Source organism: Leifsonia sp. L25, assembly GCF_050632895.1.
In genome coordinates this window covers 899,720-916,925 of the sequence record NZ_JBODRZ010000003.1, presented here as the reverse complement: position 1 = coordinate 916,925, position 17,206 = coordinate 899,720, and the positions used below count along the sequence as shown (strand labels likewise).

The 17,206-nt window shown below is 69.8% G+C and carries 14 protein-coding genes; 8 read left to right on the top strand and 6 right to left on the bottom strand.

Features of this window, described 5'->3' with window-relative positions:
- Positions 1-46: 46 nt before the first annotated feature.
- The 3 genes from ACRAWC_RS08300 to ACRAWC_RS08290 form a co-directional block, all read right to left on the bottom strand.
- Positions 47-739, bottom strand: coding sequence for an ABC transporter ATP-binding protein (locus tag ACRAWC_RS08300; RefSeq protein ID WP_431347302.1), 693 nt, complete (start codon positions 737-739; stop codon positions 47-49).
- On the bottom strand, positions 736-1,878 hold the full coding sequence (locus tag ACRAWC_RS08295; RefSeq protein ID WP_431347301.1) for an ABC transporter permease: 1,143 nt from the start codon (positions 1,876-1,878) through the stop codon (positions 736-738). The genes ACRAWC_RS08300 and ACRAWC_RS08295 overlap by 4 nt, the downstream gene beginning before the upstream one ends.
- An 84-nt stretch (positions 1,879-1,962) precedes the next feature.
- Positions 1,963-2,547 carry a TetR/AcrR family transcriptional regulator gene (locus ACRAWC_RS08290; protein WP_431347300.1) on the bottom strand — a complete coding sequence of 195 codons (585 nt, stop codon included), beginning with the start codon at positions 2,545-2,547 and terminating at the stop codon, positions 1,963-1,965.
- A gap of 152 nt (positions 2,548-2,699) precedes the next feature.
- Between ACRAWC_RS08290 and ACRAWC_RS08285 the strand changes: the two genes are divergently transcribed.
- Positions 2,700-3,632, top strand: a complete 933-nt coding sequence (locus ACRAWC_RS08285) for an aldo/keto reductase (RefSeq protein ID WP_431347299.1) — start codon at positions 2,700-2,702, stop codon at positions 3,630-3,632.
- Positions 3,633-3,717: 85 nt separating this feature from the next.
- Here ACRAWC_RS08285 and ACRAWC_RS08280 read toward each other — a convergent pair whose 3' ends face one another.
- Positions 3,718-4,728, bottom strand: a complete 1,011-nt coding sequence (locus ACRAWC_RS08280; protein WP_431347298.1) for a LacI family DNA-binding transcriptional regulator — start codon at positions 4,726-4,728, stop codon at positions 3,718-3,720.
- Positions 4,729-4,871: 143 nt separating this feature from the next.
- Between ACRAWC_RS08280 and ACRAWC_RS08275 the strand changes: the two genes are divergently transcribed.
- From ACRAWC_RS08275 to ACRAWC_RS08260, 4 genes are read left to right on the top strand one after another with little or no spacing between them, the layout of a single operon-like run.
- Positions 4,872-6,248 carry an ABC transporter substrate-binding protein gene (locus ACRAWC_RS08275; protein WP_431347297.1) on the top strand — a complete coding sequence of 459 codons (1,377 nt, stop codon included), beginning with the start codon at positions 4,872-4,874 and terminating at the stop codon, positions 6,246-6,248.
- Positions 6,249-6,296: 48 nt separating this feature from the next.
- A complete protein-coding gene (locus tag ACRAWC_RS08270; RefSeq protein WP_431347296.1) occupies positions 6,297-7,220 on the top strand; it encodes a carbohydrate ABC transporter permease in 924 nt (307 codons plus the stop codon).
- 3 nt (positions 7,221-7,223) lie between these two features.
- A complete protein-coding gene (locus ACRAWC_RS08265) occupies positions 7,224-8,171 on the top strand; it encodes a carbohydrate ABC transporter permease (protein WP_431347295.1) in 948 nt (315 codons plus the stop codon).
- Between the two features lie 3 nt (positions 8,172-8,174).
- A complete protein-coding gene (locus ACRAWC_RS08260) occupies positions 8,175-10,274 on the top strand; it encodes a glycoside hydrolase family 2 protein (RefSeq protein ID WP_431347294.1) in 2,100 nt (699 codons plus the stop codon).
- A gap of 58 nt (positions 10,275-10,332) precedes the next feature.
- On the opposite strand, the gene ACRAWC_RS08255 is transcribed toward ACRAWC_RS08260, so the two are convergent.
- Together ACRAWC_RS08255 and ACRAWC_RS08250 are read right to left on the bottom strand one after the other, a co-directional pair.
- Positions 10,333-11,205 (bottom strand): carbohydrate ABC transporter permease, encoded by an 873-nt coding sequence (locus tag ACRAWC_RS08255; RefSeq protein WP_431347293.1) that lies wholly within the window; start codon positions 11,203-11,205, stop codon positions 10,333-10,335.
- Positions 11,202-13,268 carry an extracellular solute-binding protein gene (locus ACRAWC_RS08250; protein WP_431347292.1) on the bottom strand — a complete coding sequence of 689 codons (2,067 nt, stop codon included), beginning with the start codon at positions 13,266-13,268 and terminating at the stop codon, positions 11,202-11,204. Before ACRAWC_RS08250 ends, ACRAWC_RS08255 begins: the two co-directional genes overlap by 4 nt.
- A 209-nt stretch (positions 13,269-13,477) precedes the next feature.
- Between ACRAWC_RS08250 and ACRAWC_RS08245 the strand changes: the two genes are divergently transcribed.
- The 3 genes from ACRAWC_RS08245 to ACRAWC_RS08235 all read left to right on the top strand — a co-directional run bounded on the left by ACRAWC_RS08245 (position 13,478) and on the right by ACRAWC_RS08235 (position 17,183).
- Positions 13,478-14,530 (top strand): LacI family DNA-binding transcriptional regulator, encoded by a 1,053-nt coding sequence (locus ACRAWC_RS08245; protein WP_431347291.1) that lies wholly within the window; start codon positions 13,478-13,480, stop codon positions 14,528-14,530.
- 103 nt (positions 14,531-14,633) lie between these two features.
- Positions 14,634-16,076, top strand: a complete 1,443-nt coding sequence (locus ACRAWC_RS08240) for a glycoside hydrolase family 5 protein (protein WP_431347290.1) — start codon at positions 14,634-14,636, stop codon at positions 16,074-16,076.
- Between the two features lie 3 nt (positions 16,077-16,079).
- Complete coding sequence (locus tag ACRAWC_RS08235; protein WP_431347289.1) at positions 16,080-17,183, top strand: zinc-binding dehydrogenase; 1,104 nt, start codon at positions 16,080-16,082, stop codon at positions 17,181-17,183.
- The last annotated feature ends 23 nt before the right edge of the window (positions 17,184-17,206 follow it).

Below are 17,206 nucleotides of genomic sequence, written 5' to 3'. Positions count from 1 at the left end.
GGGCGTCGGAGCCGGACGGGCTGTGCACCCGTCCGGCTCCGCGGGCTCACATCGAGGGGACGAGCTCGGCGAGGCGGCCGTCGGTCATCTCGAGCACCCGGTCGCAGTAGCCGAGAACGTCGCGGTCGTGGGTGACCATGACGACCGCGACACCGGAGGCGTGGGCGCGGTCGGCGAGGAGCCGGACGACGTCGTGGCTGCGGGCGCGGTCCAGAGCTGCGGTCGGCTCGTCGACGAGGAGCAGCGACGGGTCGTTGACCAGTGCCCGGGCGATGCCGACGCGCTGGCGTTCGCCGCCGGAGAGCTGACCGGGCCGGTTCCCGGCGCGGTGGGACATGCCCACGGCGTCGAGCAGCTCCGCGGGGTCCGCGTCCCGGTTGCCGGCCAGCCGGGCGGCGAGGCGCAGCTGATCGGCGGCGGTGAGCGCCGGGAGGAGGTTGCCGGATTGGAAGACGAAACCGATCGTGGCCAGGCGGAAGCGCGCGGCCGCGCCCTTCCTGAGCGTGGTGATGTCGGTTCCGTGGACGCGCACGGTGCCGCTGTCCGGGGTGCCCAGCGCCCCCGCGACGGCGAGGAGGGACGACTTGCCCGAGCCGGACGGGCCGACGATCGCGACGAACTCGCCGGGCTGGACGGTCAGTGAGACGTCGTCCAGAACGGTCACGCGCGCGTCGCCGTCGCCGAGCTCGAGGCGCGCTCCGACGATCTCGAGGGCGGGGGTGCTGCTGGTTCCGGTCATCGTTGTCCTCCGAGGGCGGTGGTGGGGTCGACGCGGGAGATGCGGAGCACGGCGGTGCCGGCTCCGATGATCCCGAGAATGATGGTGAGCGCGGAGGCGACGGCGATCGGGCCGGCTTCCAGGGAGAAGGGCATGGCGGAGGGCATGAGCGCCCCCAGCCCCACGCCCGCCGCGACGCCGACGGCCGTGAAGCCGACCAGGAGGATTGCGCCCTGGGCGAGGCTGTCTCGCAGGAGGTAGCCGGTGGAGGCGCCGACGGCGCGCAGCACGGCGATCTCGTGGCTGCGCTGGATGGTCCAGACGGTGAAGAAGGCGCCGACGACGAGCGCGCAGATGGCGTAGAGGAAGACCTGGATCATCGTCAGGGTCATGGTCTCGGCCTCATAGCCCGGGGAGGCGTTGAAGGCGGCGGTCCGGGTCATCGTCATGGTGCCGGCGGCCTTGTCGATGGCCGCGAAGTCCGGGGTGACGCCGTTCTTCGCCCGGACGGCCACGACGCTGGAGTAGTCGTAGTGGACCGCGTCGATCGCGGCCTGCGTGGGTGCGCCGGCTGGGGCGGTGTTCGAGGCGATCAGCCGCCAGGTGTCGATGGGGAGGTAGGCGACGCCCACGTGCCCGAAGGTGGCCTGTCCGTCGGTGAAGCCGACGACGGTCAGCTCCACGCCGGAGCGGTCGAGCTTCACGCGAGTGCCGAGCGCGAGCCCGGCGTCCTTCGCCGTCTCGGACACGACGATCCCGGCGGGGCCGGACAGCCGGCCTCCGCTGGAGACCGCGGGGGACAGGAAGCCGCGCGGCTCGACGCCGAACAGGGTGAGGTCGACCTGCTTCTCGGTGTCGGTGACGCCGTTGACGATGCTCACGCCCAACGGTTCGGCCTGAGCGATGCCGTCGGCGGTCTTCCACGCGTTCAGCTGGGTCCGGTCGACGAGCGAACGGCTGAACGCGTTGTCGGTGATGGTGCCCTTGTCGAAGGCGAACGCGGTGGCGGGCATGGATTTGAGGCCGGAGACGCCGTCGTTGACGAGGCCGGAGGAGAGGCCGGACAGCAGCACGACGAGCACGGCGATCAGAGCGATCACGATGCCCATCAGCGTGAAGCGGCCTCGAGCGAACCGGAGTTCGCGCAGAGCGAGGAACATGACACGTCCTTGGAGGGAGAGGGTGGTATGCCGACAACCTGTCGGTAAAGTTACCGACAGTCTGTCACCAAACGCCTCCGGACCTCAAATCGCAGTGTCGGAGGGCAGTCCCTTCTCGAGCAGGCCGGTGATCGTCGCCGTCACTGCGCCGGCAGGGACGCCGTGGCCGATGAGCTGGACGCCGGCGTTGAGCATCCCCTGGATGAGTGCGGCGTGGGTGTCGGCGTCGGCCACCCCGGCCTCCCGCAACAGGGCGGCGACGGGTTCCAGGAGGACAGTGTGCAGTTCCATGAGGTCTTCGTGGCTGCTCGGGGAGAGGTCGGCCTCCTGCAGGATGGCGGCGATGTCGTGCTTGCCGTCCGCGGTCATGCGCATCGTCGCCTCGACGTAGGCGCGGAGCCGGTCGGGCGCGGGCACGCCGCTCACGGCCTCCTCGATCTCGGCGGCCCACTGCTCGAAGGCGGCGAGGGCGACAGCGGTCAGGAGGTCGTCGCGGGAGCCGAAGTACTCGTAGAAGCTCGACCGTGCGAGGCCGGCGCGTTCGGCGACCGACCGCGGGGTGACGCCGGCGACGCCGGCCTCCACCAGGAGCTGCCCGGTCGCCGTCAGGAGCGCGCTGCGCTGGGCTGCGCGATGTTCGGCGACGGTGGGGGCGGAGATCTTCGGCATCCGGCAATTATCCTCGGTCCGGCCGCCGGTTTGATCGAACTGGCTCATCGCTGGCAGAGCCAACAGTTGTTGGACTTCCGAATGCCGCCTTCGTAGCGTGGGAAGCGCGTCCCTTCCGGGCGTGCCTCCTCCGCTCTTCAGAAGGGACCCCCGTGCGAACGTTCACGTTGCCCGGCACCGAGATCACCGCGCCCAATGTGGTGCTCGGCCTCATGCGCATCCAGGACAAGTCCGACGAGGAGGTGCGCACGCTCGTGCGGACCGCCCGCGACGCCGGCATCAACTTCCTCGACCACGCCGATGTCTACGGCTCTCCGCTGCACGGCTGCGAGCGCCGGTTCGCCGAGGCGATGAAGCTGAGCCCCGCCGAGCGCGAGGAGTTCGTCATCCAGTCCAAGGCGGGCATCGTTCCCGACGGCCCGTACTTCGACTTCTCGGCGGAGCACATCCTGGAGTCGGTGAACGGCAGCCTGGAGGCGCTGGGCACGGACTACCTCGACATCCTGCTGCTGCACCGTCCCGACGCCCTGGTCGAGCCGGAGGAGGTCGCGCGCGCCTTCGACGAGCTCTCGTCCTCCGGCAAGGTCCGGGCGTTCGGCGTCTCCAACCACACGCCCGGCCAGATCGACCTGCTGCGCCGCTACGTGACCCAGCCGCTGGTCGCCAACCAGCTGCAGCTGTCGATCACGCACGCGCCGATCATCGCCCAGGGCGTGGCCTCCAACATGCAGGCCCTCGACCAGTCGATCAGCCGCGATTACGGCATCCTCGACTACTGCCGCCTGCACGACATCACGGTGCAGGCCTGGTCGCCGTTCCAGGCCGGCTTCTTCGACGGTCCGTTCCTCGGCTCGGAGCGCTACCCCGAGCTCAACGCGGTCGTGGACCGGCTGGCCGGGAAGTACGACGTCCCCGCCGAGGCGATCGCGGTCGCGTGGATCACCCGGCACCCGGCGCGGATGCAGGTCGTGCTCGGCACCACCACCCCGTCGCGCGTGGCCGCCGCCGCCCAGGGGTCGGAGCTGCCGCTGACGCGGCCGGAGTGGTACGAGCTGTACCGGGCGGCGGGGTACCTGGTTCCGTAGCAGCGGGCCGGGTCATTCGGCGGGCGCGCACGCGGGAGGGTAGCGCCCGGGGCGCGCCTGGAGCGGGTCCCGGGCGCCATGCGTCTCAGGCGCCTGTGGATTCCCGGACGATGAGTTCGTGCGGCGCCACGATCTCCCTGGTCGGCAGGGACGGGTCGTCGATCCGGGCGGCGAGGCGCTCGACCGCGCTGCGTGCGATGAACGGCGTGTCCAGCGAGATGGTGCTCAGGGAGGGGCGCGAGTATCTGCCCTCGTCGATGTCGTCGATGCCGATCACCGCGATGTCCTCCGGCACGCGCAGTCCCGCGTCGAACACCGCGCGGATCGCTCCCATCGCGAGCAGGTCGGAGTAGCAGAAGATCGCGTCCGGGCGCGGGTCCTGCTCGATGAGGGCCGCTGCCGCGGCGTAGCCGTCCGCGCGGCCGTAGTGCGGCGTGGTCGCCTGGAGCCCCGTCACCGGCTCCAGGCCGTGCTCCTGCAGCGCGAGTCGAAACCCTTCCGTGCGCTGCAGCGGGGTGGCGTACGTCTCCGTGGGCTGGGCGCCGATGGCCGCGATGCGCGTGCGACCGCGGTCGAGCAGGTGGGTCGTGGCGTCGTGCGCCGCCCGCACGTTGTCGATCGCGACGTGGTCGAAGCGGCCGTCGAAGGCGTGCTCTCCGAGCAGGATGAGCGGGAGGCTGTCGGAGGCCTTCACGTCATCGAGCTCCTCCTGGGTGGCGAGCGGTGCGAACAGCATCCCGTCGAACAGGTTCCGGCGGCCGCCGCCCCTCAGCAGCTGGCGCTCGCGCTCGTGGTCATGGCCGGTCTGGTCGATCATCACCTGGAAGCCGAGCGCGTCGGCCTCGTCGATGACGGCCCGCGCCAGCTCGCTGAAGTACGGGACGTCGATCTCCGGCACGACGAGCGAGAGAAGGCCGGTCTTCCCCGTCCGCAGGGTGCGCGCGACGGGGTTGGGCACATAGCCGAGCTCGTCGATCGCGCGGGTCACGCGGGCGCGCATCTTCTCGCTGACGTGCTCGTATCCACTGACCACGTTGGACACCGTGCGCATCGAGACCTGGGCCCGATCGGCCACATCGCGAAGTGTTGCAGGCATTTCCACTCCTCCCGGCGTTCGTAGGCATCCTACCGTTTGCAACGTTCGCAAATCTGAGTTACAGTTTGCATACGTTGGCAAATCGTTCGAGTCGAGCGGAGCCCCCGGCCGACGTATCGTCGAATCCTGCACGAAGGAGTGTCATGAAGCTCACACCACGCAACGCCCGCGGCGCTGCTGTCCGCGTCGCGGCGGTGGCCACCGCGGCGCTCGTCGCCATCGGCCTGAGCGGCTGCGGACCGGAGATCGGCTCCGGCAGCGCCTCCACGTCCGACACCTCGGTCCTCAAAGCCCCCACCGCGAGCTCGCCGAAGGGCACCATCACGATCTGGGATCGCTCGGGTGACCTGTTCAAGGTGTTCGACGCGGCGATCAAGGATTTCAACAAGGTCTACCCCGGCATCACGGTGAAGCACGAGGCGGTCGACATCGACAGCAAGCTGCAGAACACACTCATCACGGGCACCGATGTACCGGACGGCGTCTTCCTGGACGACGCCAAGGTCGGCGGCTACGTCGACTACCTCTGGAACCTGAAAGGCGTGCTCGCGCCGTACACGAAAGACATCGCCCGCCAGAAGGTGGACGTCAACACCGTCAAGGGCGGCATCTACGGCGTCCCGTTCGACCTCGACCCCGGCCTCCTGTTCTACAACGCGCAGGCTCTGAGCGCGGCGGGAATCGACCCGAGCACCATCAAGACCTACGACGACCTGATCGCCGCGGCGAAGAAATACCAGGCCTACAAGCCGGGATCCAAGCCCATCCATCTGGAGCAGAGCACGTTCCTCGGCCAGCTGCAGCTGGAGATGTACGCGAGCCAGCTCGGCACCAGCCTCGCCGGCGCCGACGGCAAGCTGCGGCTCGACTCGCCCCAGTACACCCGGATCCTGACCTGGCTCGACTCCGTGCAGAAGCAGGGACTGGGCACGCGCGCCGAATACCTCAGCCCGAGCGACATCGGAGCCCTCGACTCCAGCAGCGAGGTCTTCTACCCGTGGGCGCAGTGGTTCGACTTCGCACCGCAGCAGCAGCTGAAGACCACGGTCGGCGACTGGCGTGCCATGTCGCTGCCCGCCTGGTCGAACGGCGGCGCTCGCAGCGGCGCGATGGGCGGCTCGTCGTTCGTCCTGCCCAAGGGCGGCAAGAACTCGCAGCTCGCGTGGCTGTTCTACAAGTTCCTGATGTTCGACAAGGCCGGCTACACCGCGGTGTACGGCTCGAACAGCGTCTACCCGGGCGGCCTCAACACCTCGATCCCCGCCTACCAGCCCGCGGCGAACCCGGCGAAGCCGCTGTTCAAGCCGATCTCCGCGATGGGCGACCAGGACCTCTGGAGCACGGCGATCAAGGCGGGTAAGCAGATCCCGGGCGGCGCGCCGATCCCGTCGTGGTGGTCCGGCGCCGTGGACTATCTCGGCAACGATCTCCAGAAGATGCTCGACGGCACGATGACGCCCCGGCAGGTGATCGACCAGTCGTCGAAGGACATCCAGGCCAACCTCATCGACCGCAAGTAGCGGCCTGCCCGACCCCTCCGCCGAACGCACGCACCACGAGGACATGACGTGACGACCACACTGACAGCACCGCCGGCGACCGGCCTCGGCAGGCGGCGCCGCGGGCGCGGCCTGCCCTGGCGCCGCCGGCTCGCCCCGTACCTGTTCGTGCTCCCGTTCATCGCGATCTTCCTCGCGTTCAGCATCTACCCGCTCGTCTTCACCCTGCGGCTGAGCTTCACGGACTGGCACGGTGCGGGCGCGGCGGAGTGGGTCGGCCTGGGCAACTACGTGTACCTGCTCGGCAGCGCCGACTTCTGGTCTTCGCTGGCGAACTCGGGGATCCTCTGGCTGCTGATCGTTCCCATCCAGCTGGTGGTCTCCGTCGTCATCGCAGTGCTGCTGAACACCTCGAAGCTCCGGTTGCGCGGCTTCTACCGGGTGGCGTTCATCGTGCCGTTCGTCACGCCCCTGGTCGCCGTCGCGCAGATCTGGATCGTGCTGTTCGACCAGAACTACGGCGCCGTGAACGCGGTCCTCGGCGCCGTCGGGCTGCCCCACATCGGCTGGCTGGTCACGAGCGCCTGGGCGAAGCCCACACTCGCCCTGCTCTTCCTGTGGAAGACCACCGGTTTCGTGGTGATCATCCTGCTGTCCGGCCTGCAGTCGATCGATAACAGCCTCTACGAGGCGGGATCGCTCGACGGGGCCGGACGGGTCCGGCAGCTCTGGAGCATCACCGTCCCGCTGCTGCGGCGGTCGCTGATGTTCTGCACGGTCCTGCAGACGCTCGCGGTGTTCCAGATGTTCGCCGAGCCGTACGTGGTGACCAAGGGCGGCCCTTACGGGTCGACCACCACGGCCGGCCTCTACCTCTACAACCACATCACCCGGGCGGACCTGGGCACGGGAGCGGCGAACTCGTTCCTCCTCGTGATCGTCGTCATGGCGCTCTCGCTCGTGTTCGTCCGCCTCCTCCGAGCCAAGGACTGACCGATGGCCGATCTGGACACCCGCCCTGCGACCGCGCTCACTGCGTCGACGCCCACACCGCCCGAGTCGTCGCGTGCCACGGCGACGCCGGGTCGCCCCCGGCGCGTGCGCCGCCGCCTCCACGTCGGTTCGCACGCGTTCCTGCTCGTGCTGACGGTGGCGTTCCTCGCGCCGGTCGTCTGGGCGATCGTCTCGTCGTTCAAGCCGGCCGCCGAGATCATCCGAGATCCGCTCGGCTTCGATCCGTCCGGCTTCACGCTCGACAACTTCCGCGGCATGCTGCAGGACGTCCCGATCGGATCGGGGTTCCTCAACACCGGGATCGTGCTGCTCGTGAAGGGCGCGATCACGCTCGTCTTCGCCCCGCTCGCCGCGTATGCGTTCGCCAAGTACGACTTCCGCGGCAAGAACCTGATCTTCGGCGCGGTGCTGCTGACCCTGATGCTGCCGACGATCGTGCTGATCATCCCGCTGCTGCTGGAGATGAAGGAGCTCGGCTGGGTCGACACGTACCAGGCGCTCATCCTCCCCGGCTCCGTCGACGCGTTCGCGATCTTCTGGATGCGGCAGGTCATCTCGGCGGTGCCGGACGAGCTGCTCGACGCGGCACGGGTCGACGGCTGCGGCGAGTTCGGGATCTTCTGGCGCGTGATCGTGCCCGTGATCCGGCCCGGGCTCGCCGGCCTGGCCGTGCTCACGATCATGAACATCTACAACGACTTCGTCTGGCCTGTGGTCGTCGCCAGCTCCAGCCGGATGGCCACCCTGCAGGTGGTGCTCTCGACGCTCGCGCAGAACATCTCCGGCAACAAGGTCGGCGCCGACTACGCCACGGTGACGGGCGAGCTGCTCGCCGCAGCGACCGTCGCCCTCATCCCTCTCCTCATCCTGTTCATCGTGCTGCAGAAGCACTTCATCAACGGCATCCTCGCCGGAAGCGTAAAGGGCTGATCCATGACCATCGCAGAACCGACCGCCGAGCCGATCGCCGGCGCCCCGACCTGGACCGCGGACGACGACTCCCGCGTTCCGAGGCCGGAGTACCCGCGCCCCGACCGCGACCGCTCCGCTGCCTGGCTGAGTCTCAACGGCGTCTGGCGATTCGAGGGCGACGAGCGCACGCCGGACCGGATCGTCGTGCCGTTCGCGTGGGAGACCGAGGCGTCCGGCGTCCAGCGCACCTGGCTGGAGCGAGCCGTGTACCGGCGCGAGCTGATCGCTCCGGAGGCCTGGGAAGGCCGTCGGATCGTGCTGTGCTTCGGTGCGGTGCACCACAGCGCCGTCGTCTCGATCGACGGGGTGGAGGCCGGGCGCCACACGGGCGGGCACAGCTCGTTCGAGTTCGACGTCACCGACCTCCTCACGCCCGGGCTGCCCGCGGAACTGCGTGTGGATGTGGAGGCGCCCGCCGACAAGCGCGCGCTGCCGCACGGCAAGCAGCGCTCGATCCCGCGCGACGACTACGACGGGGTGGCGTTCACGCCGACCTCCGGCATCTGGCAGAGCGTGTGGCTGGAGGCGCGCGGCCGCTGCTTCGTGGCCGACGTCGCCGTACGCGGCGACTCGCTGACCGGCTTCGACCTCGAGGGCATCGTCGCGGGCGACCGGGCAGACGGCCGTACCGTCGTCGTCGAGGTGGCGGGCACGCGGACCGAGTTCGCTGTCGCAGGCGACCGGTTCGCCGGACGGGTCGAGCTGGCAGACCCGCGGCTGTGGAGTCCCGCCGACCCGCACGTGTACTCGCTGGTCCTGAGCGTCGGCGACGGGGAGACGGGTGATCGCGTCGCGGTCACCGGTGGGCTGCGCCGCATCGAGACCCGCGGCGAGGAGCTCTACCTCAACGGGGAGCGCCTCTATGTGCGCGGCGTCCTGGACCAGGGCTATTGGCCGCGCACCGGTCTCACCGCACCGGACGCGGCGACGCTCGTCCGCGACCTCGAGCTCGCGCGCGAGCTGGGGTTCTCGCTGGTTCGCAAGCACCTCAAGTTCGAGGAGCCGCTCTGGCTCGACTACGCCGACCGCTCCGGGATGCTGGTCTGGGCGGAGCCGCCGTGCCCGAGCCGGTTCAGCGCCGAGGCCGCTGAGGCCTTCGAGGCGCAGCTGCCGGAGCTGGTTCGCCGCGACGGCAATCATCCGTCGATCGTGATCTGGGGCCTGTACAACGAGGAATGGGGACTGGATTGGGACATCCCCGGCAGCCCTGAGCGTGCGGCGGCGGCCGTCCGCGCCTACGAGACGATGCGGGCGCTGGACGCCACCCGGCCGATCGTGGAGAACTCGGGGTGGGCGCACGTGCGCACCGATCTCGTCGACTGGCACTACTACGACGAGGATCCGGCTGCGTGGGCGCGCAATCTCGCCGAGCTCGCGGCAGGGGAGCGGGAGACGTTCGAGGTGAAGCTCGGCCCCGACTTCGTCGTCGACAAGTCCTTCTACGGCGCGGCCGACTTCCCGCGGCACGGCGTCCCCATCCTGAACAGCGAGTTCGGGGCCGGGTTCACCAGCCTGGAGCGCGCCTGGCACGTGCGCTGGCAGACGCAGGAGATCCGCCGGCACGACCGCTTCGCGGGCTATGTGTACACGGAGCTGACCGACGTCGAGCACGAATCTGCCGGCCTGCTGGATGCGGATCGTCGTCGGAAGGACCTGGGCGGCCTGGAGACCGCCGACGCCTTCGGCCCCACTGTGCTCGTCGTGGACCTGGTGCCTGCGCGAGCCGGCGCCGACATCCCCGTGCCGACGGACGCGTTCACGGTCGGGGTGCACGTCTCGCATCACGGCGCCTCTCCGGCGGACGGCTTGGTGCACGCCGCGTGGTCGGCGCCGGGGTCGCTCGCCCCGTCGCACGGGCATCCACTCGCCGCGCAGGCCTCCGCGGCCGTCGCCGTGGATCCGTATCGTCTGAGCGACGCGGTGGCGCTCACGGTGCCCGCGCCGGGCGGTCCCGCGCGGCTGCACCTCTGGTTCGAGTCGGCCGGAGACACGATCGCGCGGGCGTTCGTCGACGCCGCCCCCGTCGAGAAGCCCAACCGGCGCGGCGCGCGGCCGGCCTGACCTCCGCCGCGAGAGCCGCGAGGGGCGGCCCGGGGTTCCCCGGCCCGGGCCGCCGACCTCACCGCCCGGCCAGCGACCCTCCGATCCCGCCGACGCTGAAGTACCGGTTGAGCACAGCGAAGACGACGATCGGCGGGATCATCATCACCACCGCGACGCTCATCACCGGCCCCCAGTCGGTCTGGTTCTGCTGGAAGAAGGTCTGAAGTCCGATCGGCAGGGTGTAGTTCTGGTCCGAGCGCAGGAAGATGACGGCGACCAGGTAGTCGTTCCAAGCCAGCAGGAAGGCGAAGATCGCCGTCGACAGCACGCCGGGGAGCGAGTTGCGCAGCACCACCCGCGTGAAGCTGCCGAAGACCGAGCAGCCGTCCATCCAGGCCGCCTCCTCGAGGCTGATCGGGATCGAGTCGAAGTAGGCCGCCATCATCCAGATGGCGACGGACATCGTCCCGCCCACGTACAGGATCACGACGCCGCCGAGCGTGTCGACCAGTCCGATGCGCGCGAACAGGATGAACAGCGGGATGACCGCGGTCACCACCGGGAGCGACTGGATCACGAACAGGGTGAGCGAGAATCCGGCCACCAGCCTCCCGCGGCCCCGAGAGAGCACGTAGCCGGCGGGAGCGGCGATGACGACGGCGACGACCACGGTCGCGAGCGTGACGATGAGGCTGTTGGTCACCCAGACGCCGAGGTCGGTCGAGGTGATGACGCTCACGTAGTTCTGGAGCGTCGCACCGGTCGCGGAGCTGCCGAGCGCCGGCTGCAGGGAGAGCAGCACGACGGCGGCGAGCGGCACGAGCACGATGGCGGTGACGACCGCGAGGAGGCAGAACCGCCACCACCGGCCGCGGTCGCCTTCGGGCCGGGGACGCCGCGCGGGCGAGGTCTGCCGGGCCGGCGCCGCCTGCTGAGCCAGTGCCGTCATTCGATGGCCGCCTTTCGGATCTGCCGGTAGAGGGTGACGCTGACGATGACGAGCACGATCGTCATCAGGAATGCGATCGCGACGCCGGGACCGGTCTGGAAGTTCTGGAACACCGTCGTGTACGCGAGCACCACGAGGGTCTGGGTGGAGTTCACCGGGCCGCCGCCGGTGAGCAGGAAGATCGTCGGAAAGTCGTTCACGCAGAAGATCGTCATCAGGATCCACGAGATGTAGGTGGACCGCGAGATCATCGGGAGGGTGATGAACCGGAAGGTCTTCCAGCGCGACGCGCCGTCCACGCGAGACGCCTCGTACACGGTGGTGTCGACCGACGCCAGGGCCGAGGACATCATCATCATCATGAACGGGAAGCTGATCCAGACCTTGAAGACGCAGACGGTGATCTGTGCGAGCAGCGGGTCGGCGAGGAAGAGCACGTCCCCGAAGCCCAGCGCCTTGGCGACCAGCGGCAGCGGGCTCTGCGGGGTGGCGACCAGCCAGTTCCACGACGTGGAGGAGACCACGATCGGCACCACCCAGGGAGCAGCAGCAGGACCTTGAGGATGCCGTTCGCCGGTACGCGCGTCCGCAGCAGCAGCGCCAGGCCGAGGCCGATGATCCAGCTCCCGAAGACGCCGACGACCGTGAAGACGACTGTGAACCAGGCGGCGTGCCAGAACTCCGGGGAGGTCAGCACGGTCGCGTAGTTCTGCAGGCCGACGAACGTGCCGGCGTCGACCAGGTCTCCGTTGCGCAGGGACTGCTGACCCGCGTACAGCACGGGATACAGGTTGAGCAGGAGGAGCAGCAGGACCGCCGGGGTCGCGAAGAGGACGAGCGTGAGCGCGCTCGAGCTCAGGCGCCGCCCGGGCGGCCGCGCGCCGGGTCGCCCCCGGCCCGCGACCGCCACGCCGCGGCGCGCGCGGCGGACCGACTCCAGTGTCGATGGGGTGGCCATCAGCTACTTCTGCTGCGAGGTCAGGGTCTTCTGCAGGGTCTGCAGCGACTCCTTGGGGGTGGCCTTCTGCGACAGCAGGCTCTGCGCCCACGTGCTCATCGCCGGAGTGCTGTCGACCAGGGTCACGTCGGCGAACAGCGCGTCGCCGCCCGGCGCGGCCCAGGTCTTGCAGATGGGCTGCCACTTCTCGATCATCGTGACCGCGTTGGAATCGGCCTGGAACTCCCTGCACCAGCGGGCCGCCGAGCACCTGCGCGAGGCCGGGGCTCTCGAAGCCCATCCCGAAGGTGCCGGCCTTCCACTGCGACTGCGCGTTGGTGGTGGAGTAGCTGACGCTCCCCGGGTCCATATAGCCCTTGCGGATCATCTCGACGACGAACTCGAGCGCCTCGATGTTGGCCGGGGTCACGCAGTCCGGCTTCTGGTCGGCGTTGAAGAGGCCGCCGCCGTTGTTGATCAGCAGTCCGGTCAGCACCTGGAAGCCGTTGCCCTGTGCGCCGGAGGCGATCCCGAATCCGAAGACGCCGATCTTCTTGAGCGCCGCGCAGACGTCGAGGTACGACTGCCAGTCGGTCGGCGGCTCGACGCCCGCCTTCTCGAGGAGCGATTTGCGGTACCAGAGCACCCGCATGTCGAGGTTGTATGGGACGGCGACGTAGCCCTTCCTCGTCTTCATCGTGTCGAGGACGCCGGGCAGGAAGTCGTCGAGCATCCCATTGCTCTTCCAGGAGTCGAACAGGGAGTCGGCGTACGCGATGTAGTTCTTCTCCGCGAACTGGAAGGCCTGCGTGCCGGCGCCGCTGCTGACCGCCGGCCCGGTGTTCGAGGCGAGGGCGGACGCGAAGGTCGTCGTGAAGTTGGACCACTGGACGGCCTGGTAGCCGGCCGCCGGGAGACCGCTCGCGGGCTTGTAGGCGAGGGTGATCTTCTTGTCCAGCGGCGAGAAGGCGGTGCCTCCCCACGGCATGTTCCAGAATTTGAGCGTCGAGGTCGACGTGCCGCCGGGCGAGCTGCAGGCGGCGAGGGCGGCGAGGACGGCGAGTCCTCCGGTGCCGGCGAGTAGTCCCCGCCGGGAGACGGTTCCCGAGAGCAGGCCGTTCGTCATGCGTGTCTTCTCTTCCATCGGCCGGAAGCGTTTCCGGCGGCTTTCTTCGTCGAACACCTGGAGAGGTGAACCACCATCACCGGCAATTTGCGCAATTCGCAACGTTCGGTGGGATGGTTCGGCCATGCTTTCAGCAAGAAACGGTGCAACGCAATACATTCTTTCTACGAAAGTTTGCGCAAGCACTGACGGCTGGCTAGGCTGCGGTCATGAGCGACGAGGGCCTCAGGCGCGAGCGGCCGACTCTCTCCGATGTGGCGGGAATGGCCGGGACGAGCGTCCCCACGGTGTCGAAGGTGCTCAGGGGAGGCACCGACGTGTCGCCCGCGACGCGCGACCGGGTCATGGACGCCGTGCGCGCCGTCGGCTACGCGCGCGCGCCGCGGGCGAGCTCGCCGAGGTCCGGCGCGCTCGAGTCCGACGCCCCGGCGATGATCGACCTCGTCGTCAACCATGTGCACGGAACCTGGGCGAACGGCGTGCTCACCGGCGTCGAGAACGCCGCGACGGCCGCCAACGTCGACGTGGTCATCACCGTCGCCCGGCCGGACGGCAACTGGGTGTCCCGGCTGCTGCGCCGGCCCTCGCGCGGCGCGATCGTGGTGCTGGTCGATCCCGCTCCCGGCCACTTCGCCGCGCTGGAGGCCGCGGGCATCCCCGTCGTCCTCGTCACGCCGATGAGCGAGCCGGGCGCGCCGTCGATGCGCGTGGGCGTGACCAACTGGGACGGCGGCCGCGCCGCCGCGGAGCATCTGCTCTCCCTCGGCCACCGTCGCTTCGCCGTGGTCGGCGGCGATCGGACGCACCTGTACAGCCGCGCGCGGATCGACGGATTCCGTTCGGCCCTGGAAGTCCAGGGCGCCCCGGCTCCAGTGGTCGTGCACGGCGACTGGGACCGCGCGCGAGCCGCGGCCGCCATCGCTCCGGTGCTGGCGGGTTCCGACCGGCCGACCGCGGTGTTCGCCTGCTCGGACCTCATGGCGATGGGTGTCTACGACGCGGCGAAGACGGCGGACCTCCGGGTGCCGGACGACCTCAGCGTGGTCGGATTCGACGATGTGCCCGAGGCGAGCTGGGGCTCGCCCGCGCTCACGACGATCCGCCAGCCGATCGCCGAGATGGGCGAGGCGGCCGTGCGCCTGCTGCTCTCCGCCCCGGAGGCGCAGGGCGGTCAGGCGCCTGCCGAGCTGCCGCGGGTCGACCTCGCGACCAGGTTGATCGTGAGGTCCTCGACGGTGCGGCTCCGCGCCGACCGTGCTTGACACACCCGGTGCGCGTCCTTAGCCTGAGATCGCGACGAAACCAGTCGTAAATTCTTAGAAAACTTTCGTGACCGTGAGGTCAGCAGACAGTGAGGTCAGCAGAATGAGCGAAGGACGCCCGCCGGGATTCGTGCGCACGGAGGGGACCGGCTTCCTCGACGGCTGGGGACGCCCGATCCGGTTCACCGGCGTCTGCGTCGGTGGCTGGCTCAACATGGAGAACTTCATCACCGGCTACGCCGCGAACGAGACGCTCATGCGCGACCGGGTCGCGGCCGTCCTCGGTGCCGAGCGCGCCGGACGCTACTTCGAGCGCCTGCTGAACAGCTTCTACGGCGAGGCGGACGCCGCCTTCCTCGGGTCGCTCGGCATGACGATCGTCCGCGTCCCCGTGAACTACCGGCACTTCGAGTCCGACGCCGACCCGTTCGCCATCCTGCCGACGGCCTTCGACCACCTGGATCGGGCGATCGAGGCGTCCGGGCGGCACGGGATCTACTCGATCATCGACCTGCACGCCCTGCCGGGCAGCCAGAACCACCACTGGCACTCGGACAACTCGACGCACGAGCCGCACCTGTGGCAGCATCCGCACTTCCAGGACCGCGTGGTCGCGATCTGGCAGGCCATCGCGGAGCACTACAAGGACAGCACCTGGGTCGCCGGCTACAACCTCATGAACGAGCCGGCGGACGAGTCGCGGGCGGTGGTCGGCCCGCTCTACCGGCGGCTGTACGAGGCCGTCCGGGCGATCGATCCCGACCACACGATCTTCCTCGACGGCAACACGTACTCCACCGAGTTCGACATGTTCGACGACGAGCCGTGGCCGAACGTCGTCTACTCGCTGCACGATTACGTGGCGGCGGGTCTCGGCCGCGGCGGCGACTACCCCGGCTACACCGACGGCACCTACATCGACGCGGCCTACGCCCGTGAGAAGTTCCTGCAGCGGTCCGAGTACGCCCGGCGCACCGGGACGCCGATCATTGTCGGCGAGTTCGCGCCGATCTACACCGGTGACGAGCGCACGGACGCGATGCGCCGGCAGATCCTCGCCGACCAGCTCGAGCTCTACCGCGAGTTCGACGTCAGCTGGACGAGCTGGATGTACAAGGACCTCGGCCGGCAGGGGCTGGCGGAGGTGGCCGCGGACTCCCCGTACCGGCAGCGCTTCGACGGCTTCGTCGCGAAGAAGAACCGGCTCGCCGCCGACCAGTGGGGCAGCGACCGGCTCGGCGGGGAGGGCGTCCGCCCGGTGAGCGAGGCCGTGCAGGCGCTCATGGCCCGGGAGTTCCCGGAGTGGAAGCCGTACCCGTGGGGCCGCTTCGACACCGTGGCGACGGTGCTGAACAACCTCCTGTTCGCGCAACCGCTGGCCGACGAGTACGCGGAGCTGTTCCGCGGGCTGACCGGCGAGGACCTGGAAGCACTCGCCGACTCGTTCGCGTTCGAGCAGTGCGTCGTGCGCGAGAGCCTGCGCGACCAGCTCGTGGCCGGGCAGGATCGGCCGGCGGTCCCTGCCGCCTCCGGCGAGCGGGCCTGAGGCGTGCGGGCCGTCGTCCTGCGCGCGCCCGGCCGGGCGCCCGACGTCGAAGAGGTCCGGCTGGCCGATCCCGGGGCGGGCGAGCTGCTGGTGCGCATCGAGGCCGCCGGGGTGTGCCACAGCGACTACCACTACATGACCGGCGACCTCACGGCCCCGCTGCCGCTCGTGCTCGGCCACGAGGGCGCCGGGATCGTGGAGCAGGTGGGGCCGCAGAGCTCCGGACGCGTGCGCGTCGGCGACCGGGTCGCGCTGCTCTGGCGGCCGCGCTGCGGACGATGCGCGGCGTGCGTCGCGGGCAATCCCGTGCTGTGCGAGCTCGGAGCCGTCCAGGCGCAGGCCGGCGGCCTCCCCGACGGGACATCGCGACTGGCCCAGAGCGACGGCGGCGAGCTGCACCACCTGATGGGCGTGTCGTGCTTCGCCGAGCGGGTCGTCGTGAACGAGAACGCGACGGTCGCCGTCCCGGACGGTGTGCCGCCGGAGGTCGCGGCCATCTCCGCCTGCGCCGTCATCACCGGCGTGGGAGCGGTCTTCCACGAGGTGCGGGAAGCCGCCGGCGGCCCGCTCCTGGTCCTCGGCGCGGGCGGCGTCGGCCTCTCGAGCGTGATGGGGGCGGCCCTCGTCGGGGCGCATCCCGTGATCGTGGTCGACGTCGACGAGGCGAAGCTCGAGCTCGCTCGCGAGCTGGGCGCCACCCACACCATCGACGCCCGGAACGAGGACGTGGTGGAGCGCGTGCTCGCGCTCACCGGCGGGGCCGGGGTGCCGTGGGCGATCGAGGCGATCGGGCGGACGGCGACCCTGGAGCAGGCGCTGGCCTGCGTGGCCCCGGGCGGCACGCTCGTGGCGGTGGGCCTCGGCGCCGCCGACGCCGGCTTCGCCGTCCCGCTCAATCAACTGGTCCAGCGGCAGAAGCGGGTCGTCGGATCGCTGTACGGATCGAGCAATCCGCAGCTCGACCTCCCGCGCATCTTCGCCCTCTACCTCGCGGGGAAGCTGCCCATCGACCGCCTGATCGGCGACCGCCTCCCGCTGGCCGAGGTCGGCGAGGCCTACCGCCGGCTCGTCGCCGGTGCGGTCGGACGAGGAATACTCGTGCCCTGAGGGGCACGACGACGTGAAGGAGA

Coding starts and splice junctions, on each gene's coding strand:
- ACRAWC_RS08245 (WP_431347291.1), top strand. CDS start 13,478: ATGAGCGACGAGGGCCTCAGGCGCGAGCGGCCGACTCTCTCCGATGTG.
- ACRAWC_RS08265 (WP_431347295.1), top strand. CDS start 7,224: ATGGCCGATCTGGACACCCGCCCTGCGACCGCGCTCACTGCGTCGACG.
- ACRAWC_RS08295 (WP_431347301.1), bottom strand. CDS start 1,878: ATGTTCCTCGCTCTGCGCGAACTCCGGTTCGCTCGAGGCCGCTTCACG.
- ACRAWC_RS08250 (WP_431347292.1), bottom strand. CDS start 13,268: ATGACGAACGGCCTGCTCTCGGGAACCGTCTCCCGGCGGGGACTACTC.
- ACRAWC_RS08240 (WP_431347290.1), top strand. CDS start 14,634: ATGAGCGAAGGACGCCCGCCGGGATTCGTGCGCACGGAGGGGACCGGC.
- ACRAWC_RS08255 (WP_431347293.1), bottom strand. CDS start 11,205: ATGACGGCACTGGCTCAGCAGGCGGCGCCGGCCCGGCAGACCTCGCCC.
- ACRAWC_RS08260 (WP_431347294.1), top strand. CDS start 8,175: ATGACCATCGCAGAACCGACCGCCGAGCCGATCGCCGGCGCCCCGACC.
- ACRAWC_RS08280 (WP_431347298.1), bottom strand. CDS start 4,728: ATGCCTGCAACACTTCGCGATGTGGCCGATCGGGCCCAGGTCTCGATG.
- ACRAWC_RS08300 (WP_431347302.1), bottom strand. CDS start 739: ATGACCGGAACCAGCAGCACCCCCGCCCTCGAGATCGTCGGAGCGCGC.
- ACRAWC_RS08275 (WP_431347297.1), top strand. CDS start 4,872: ATGAAGCTCACACCACGCAACGCCCGCGGCGCTGCTGTCCGCGTCGCG.
- ACRAWC_RS08290 (WP_431347300.1), bottom strand. CDS start 2,547: ATGCCGAAGATCTCCGCCCCCACCGTCGCCGAACATCGCGCAGCCCAG.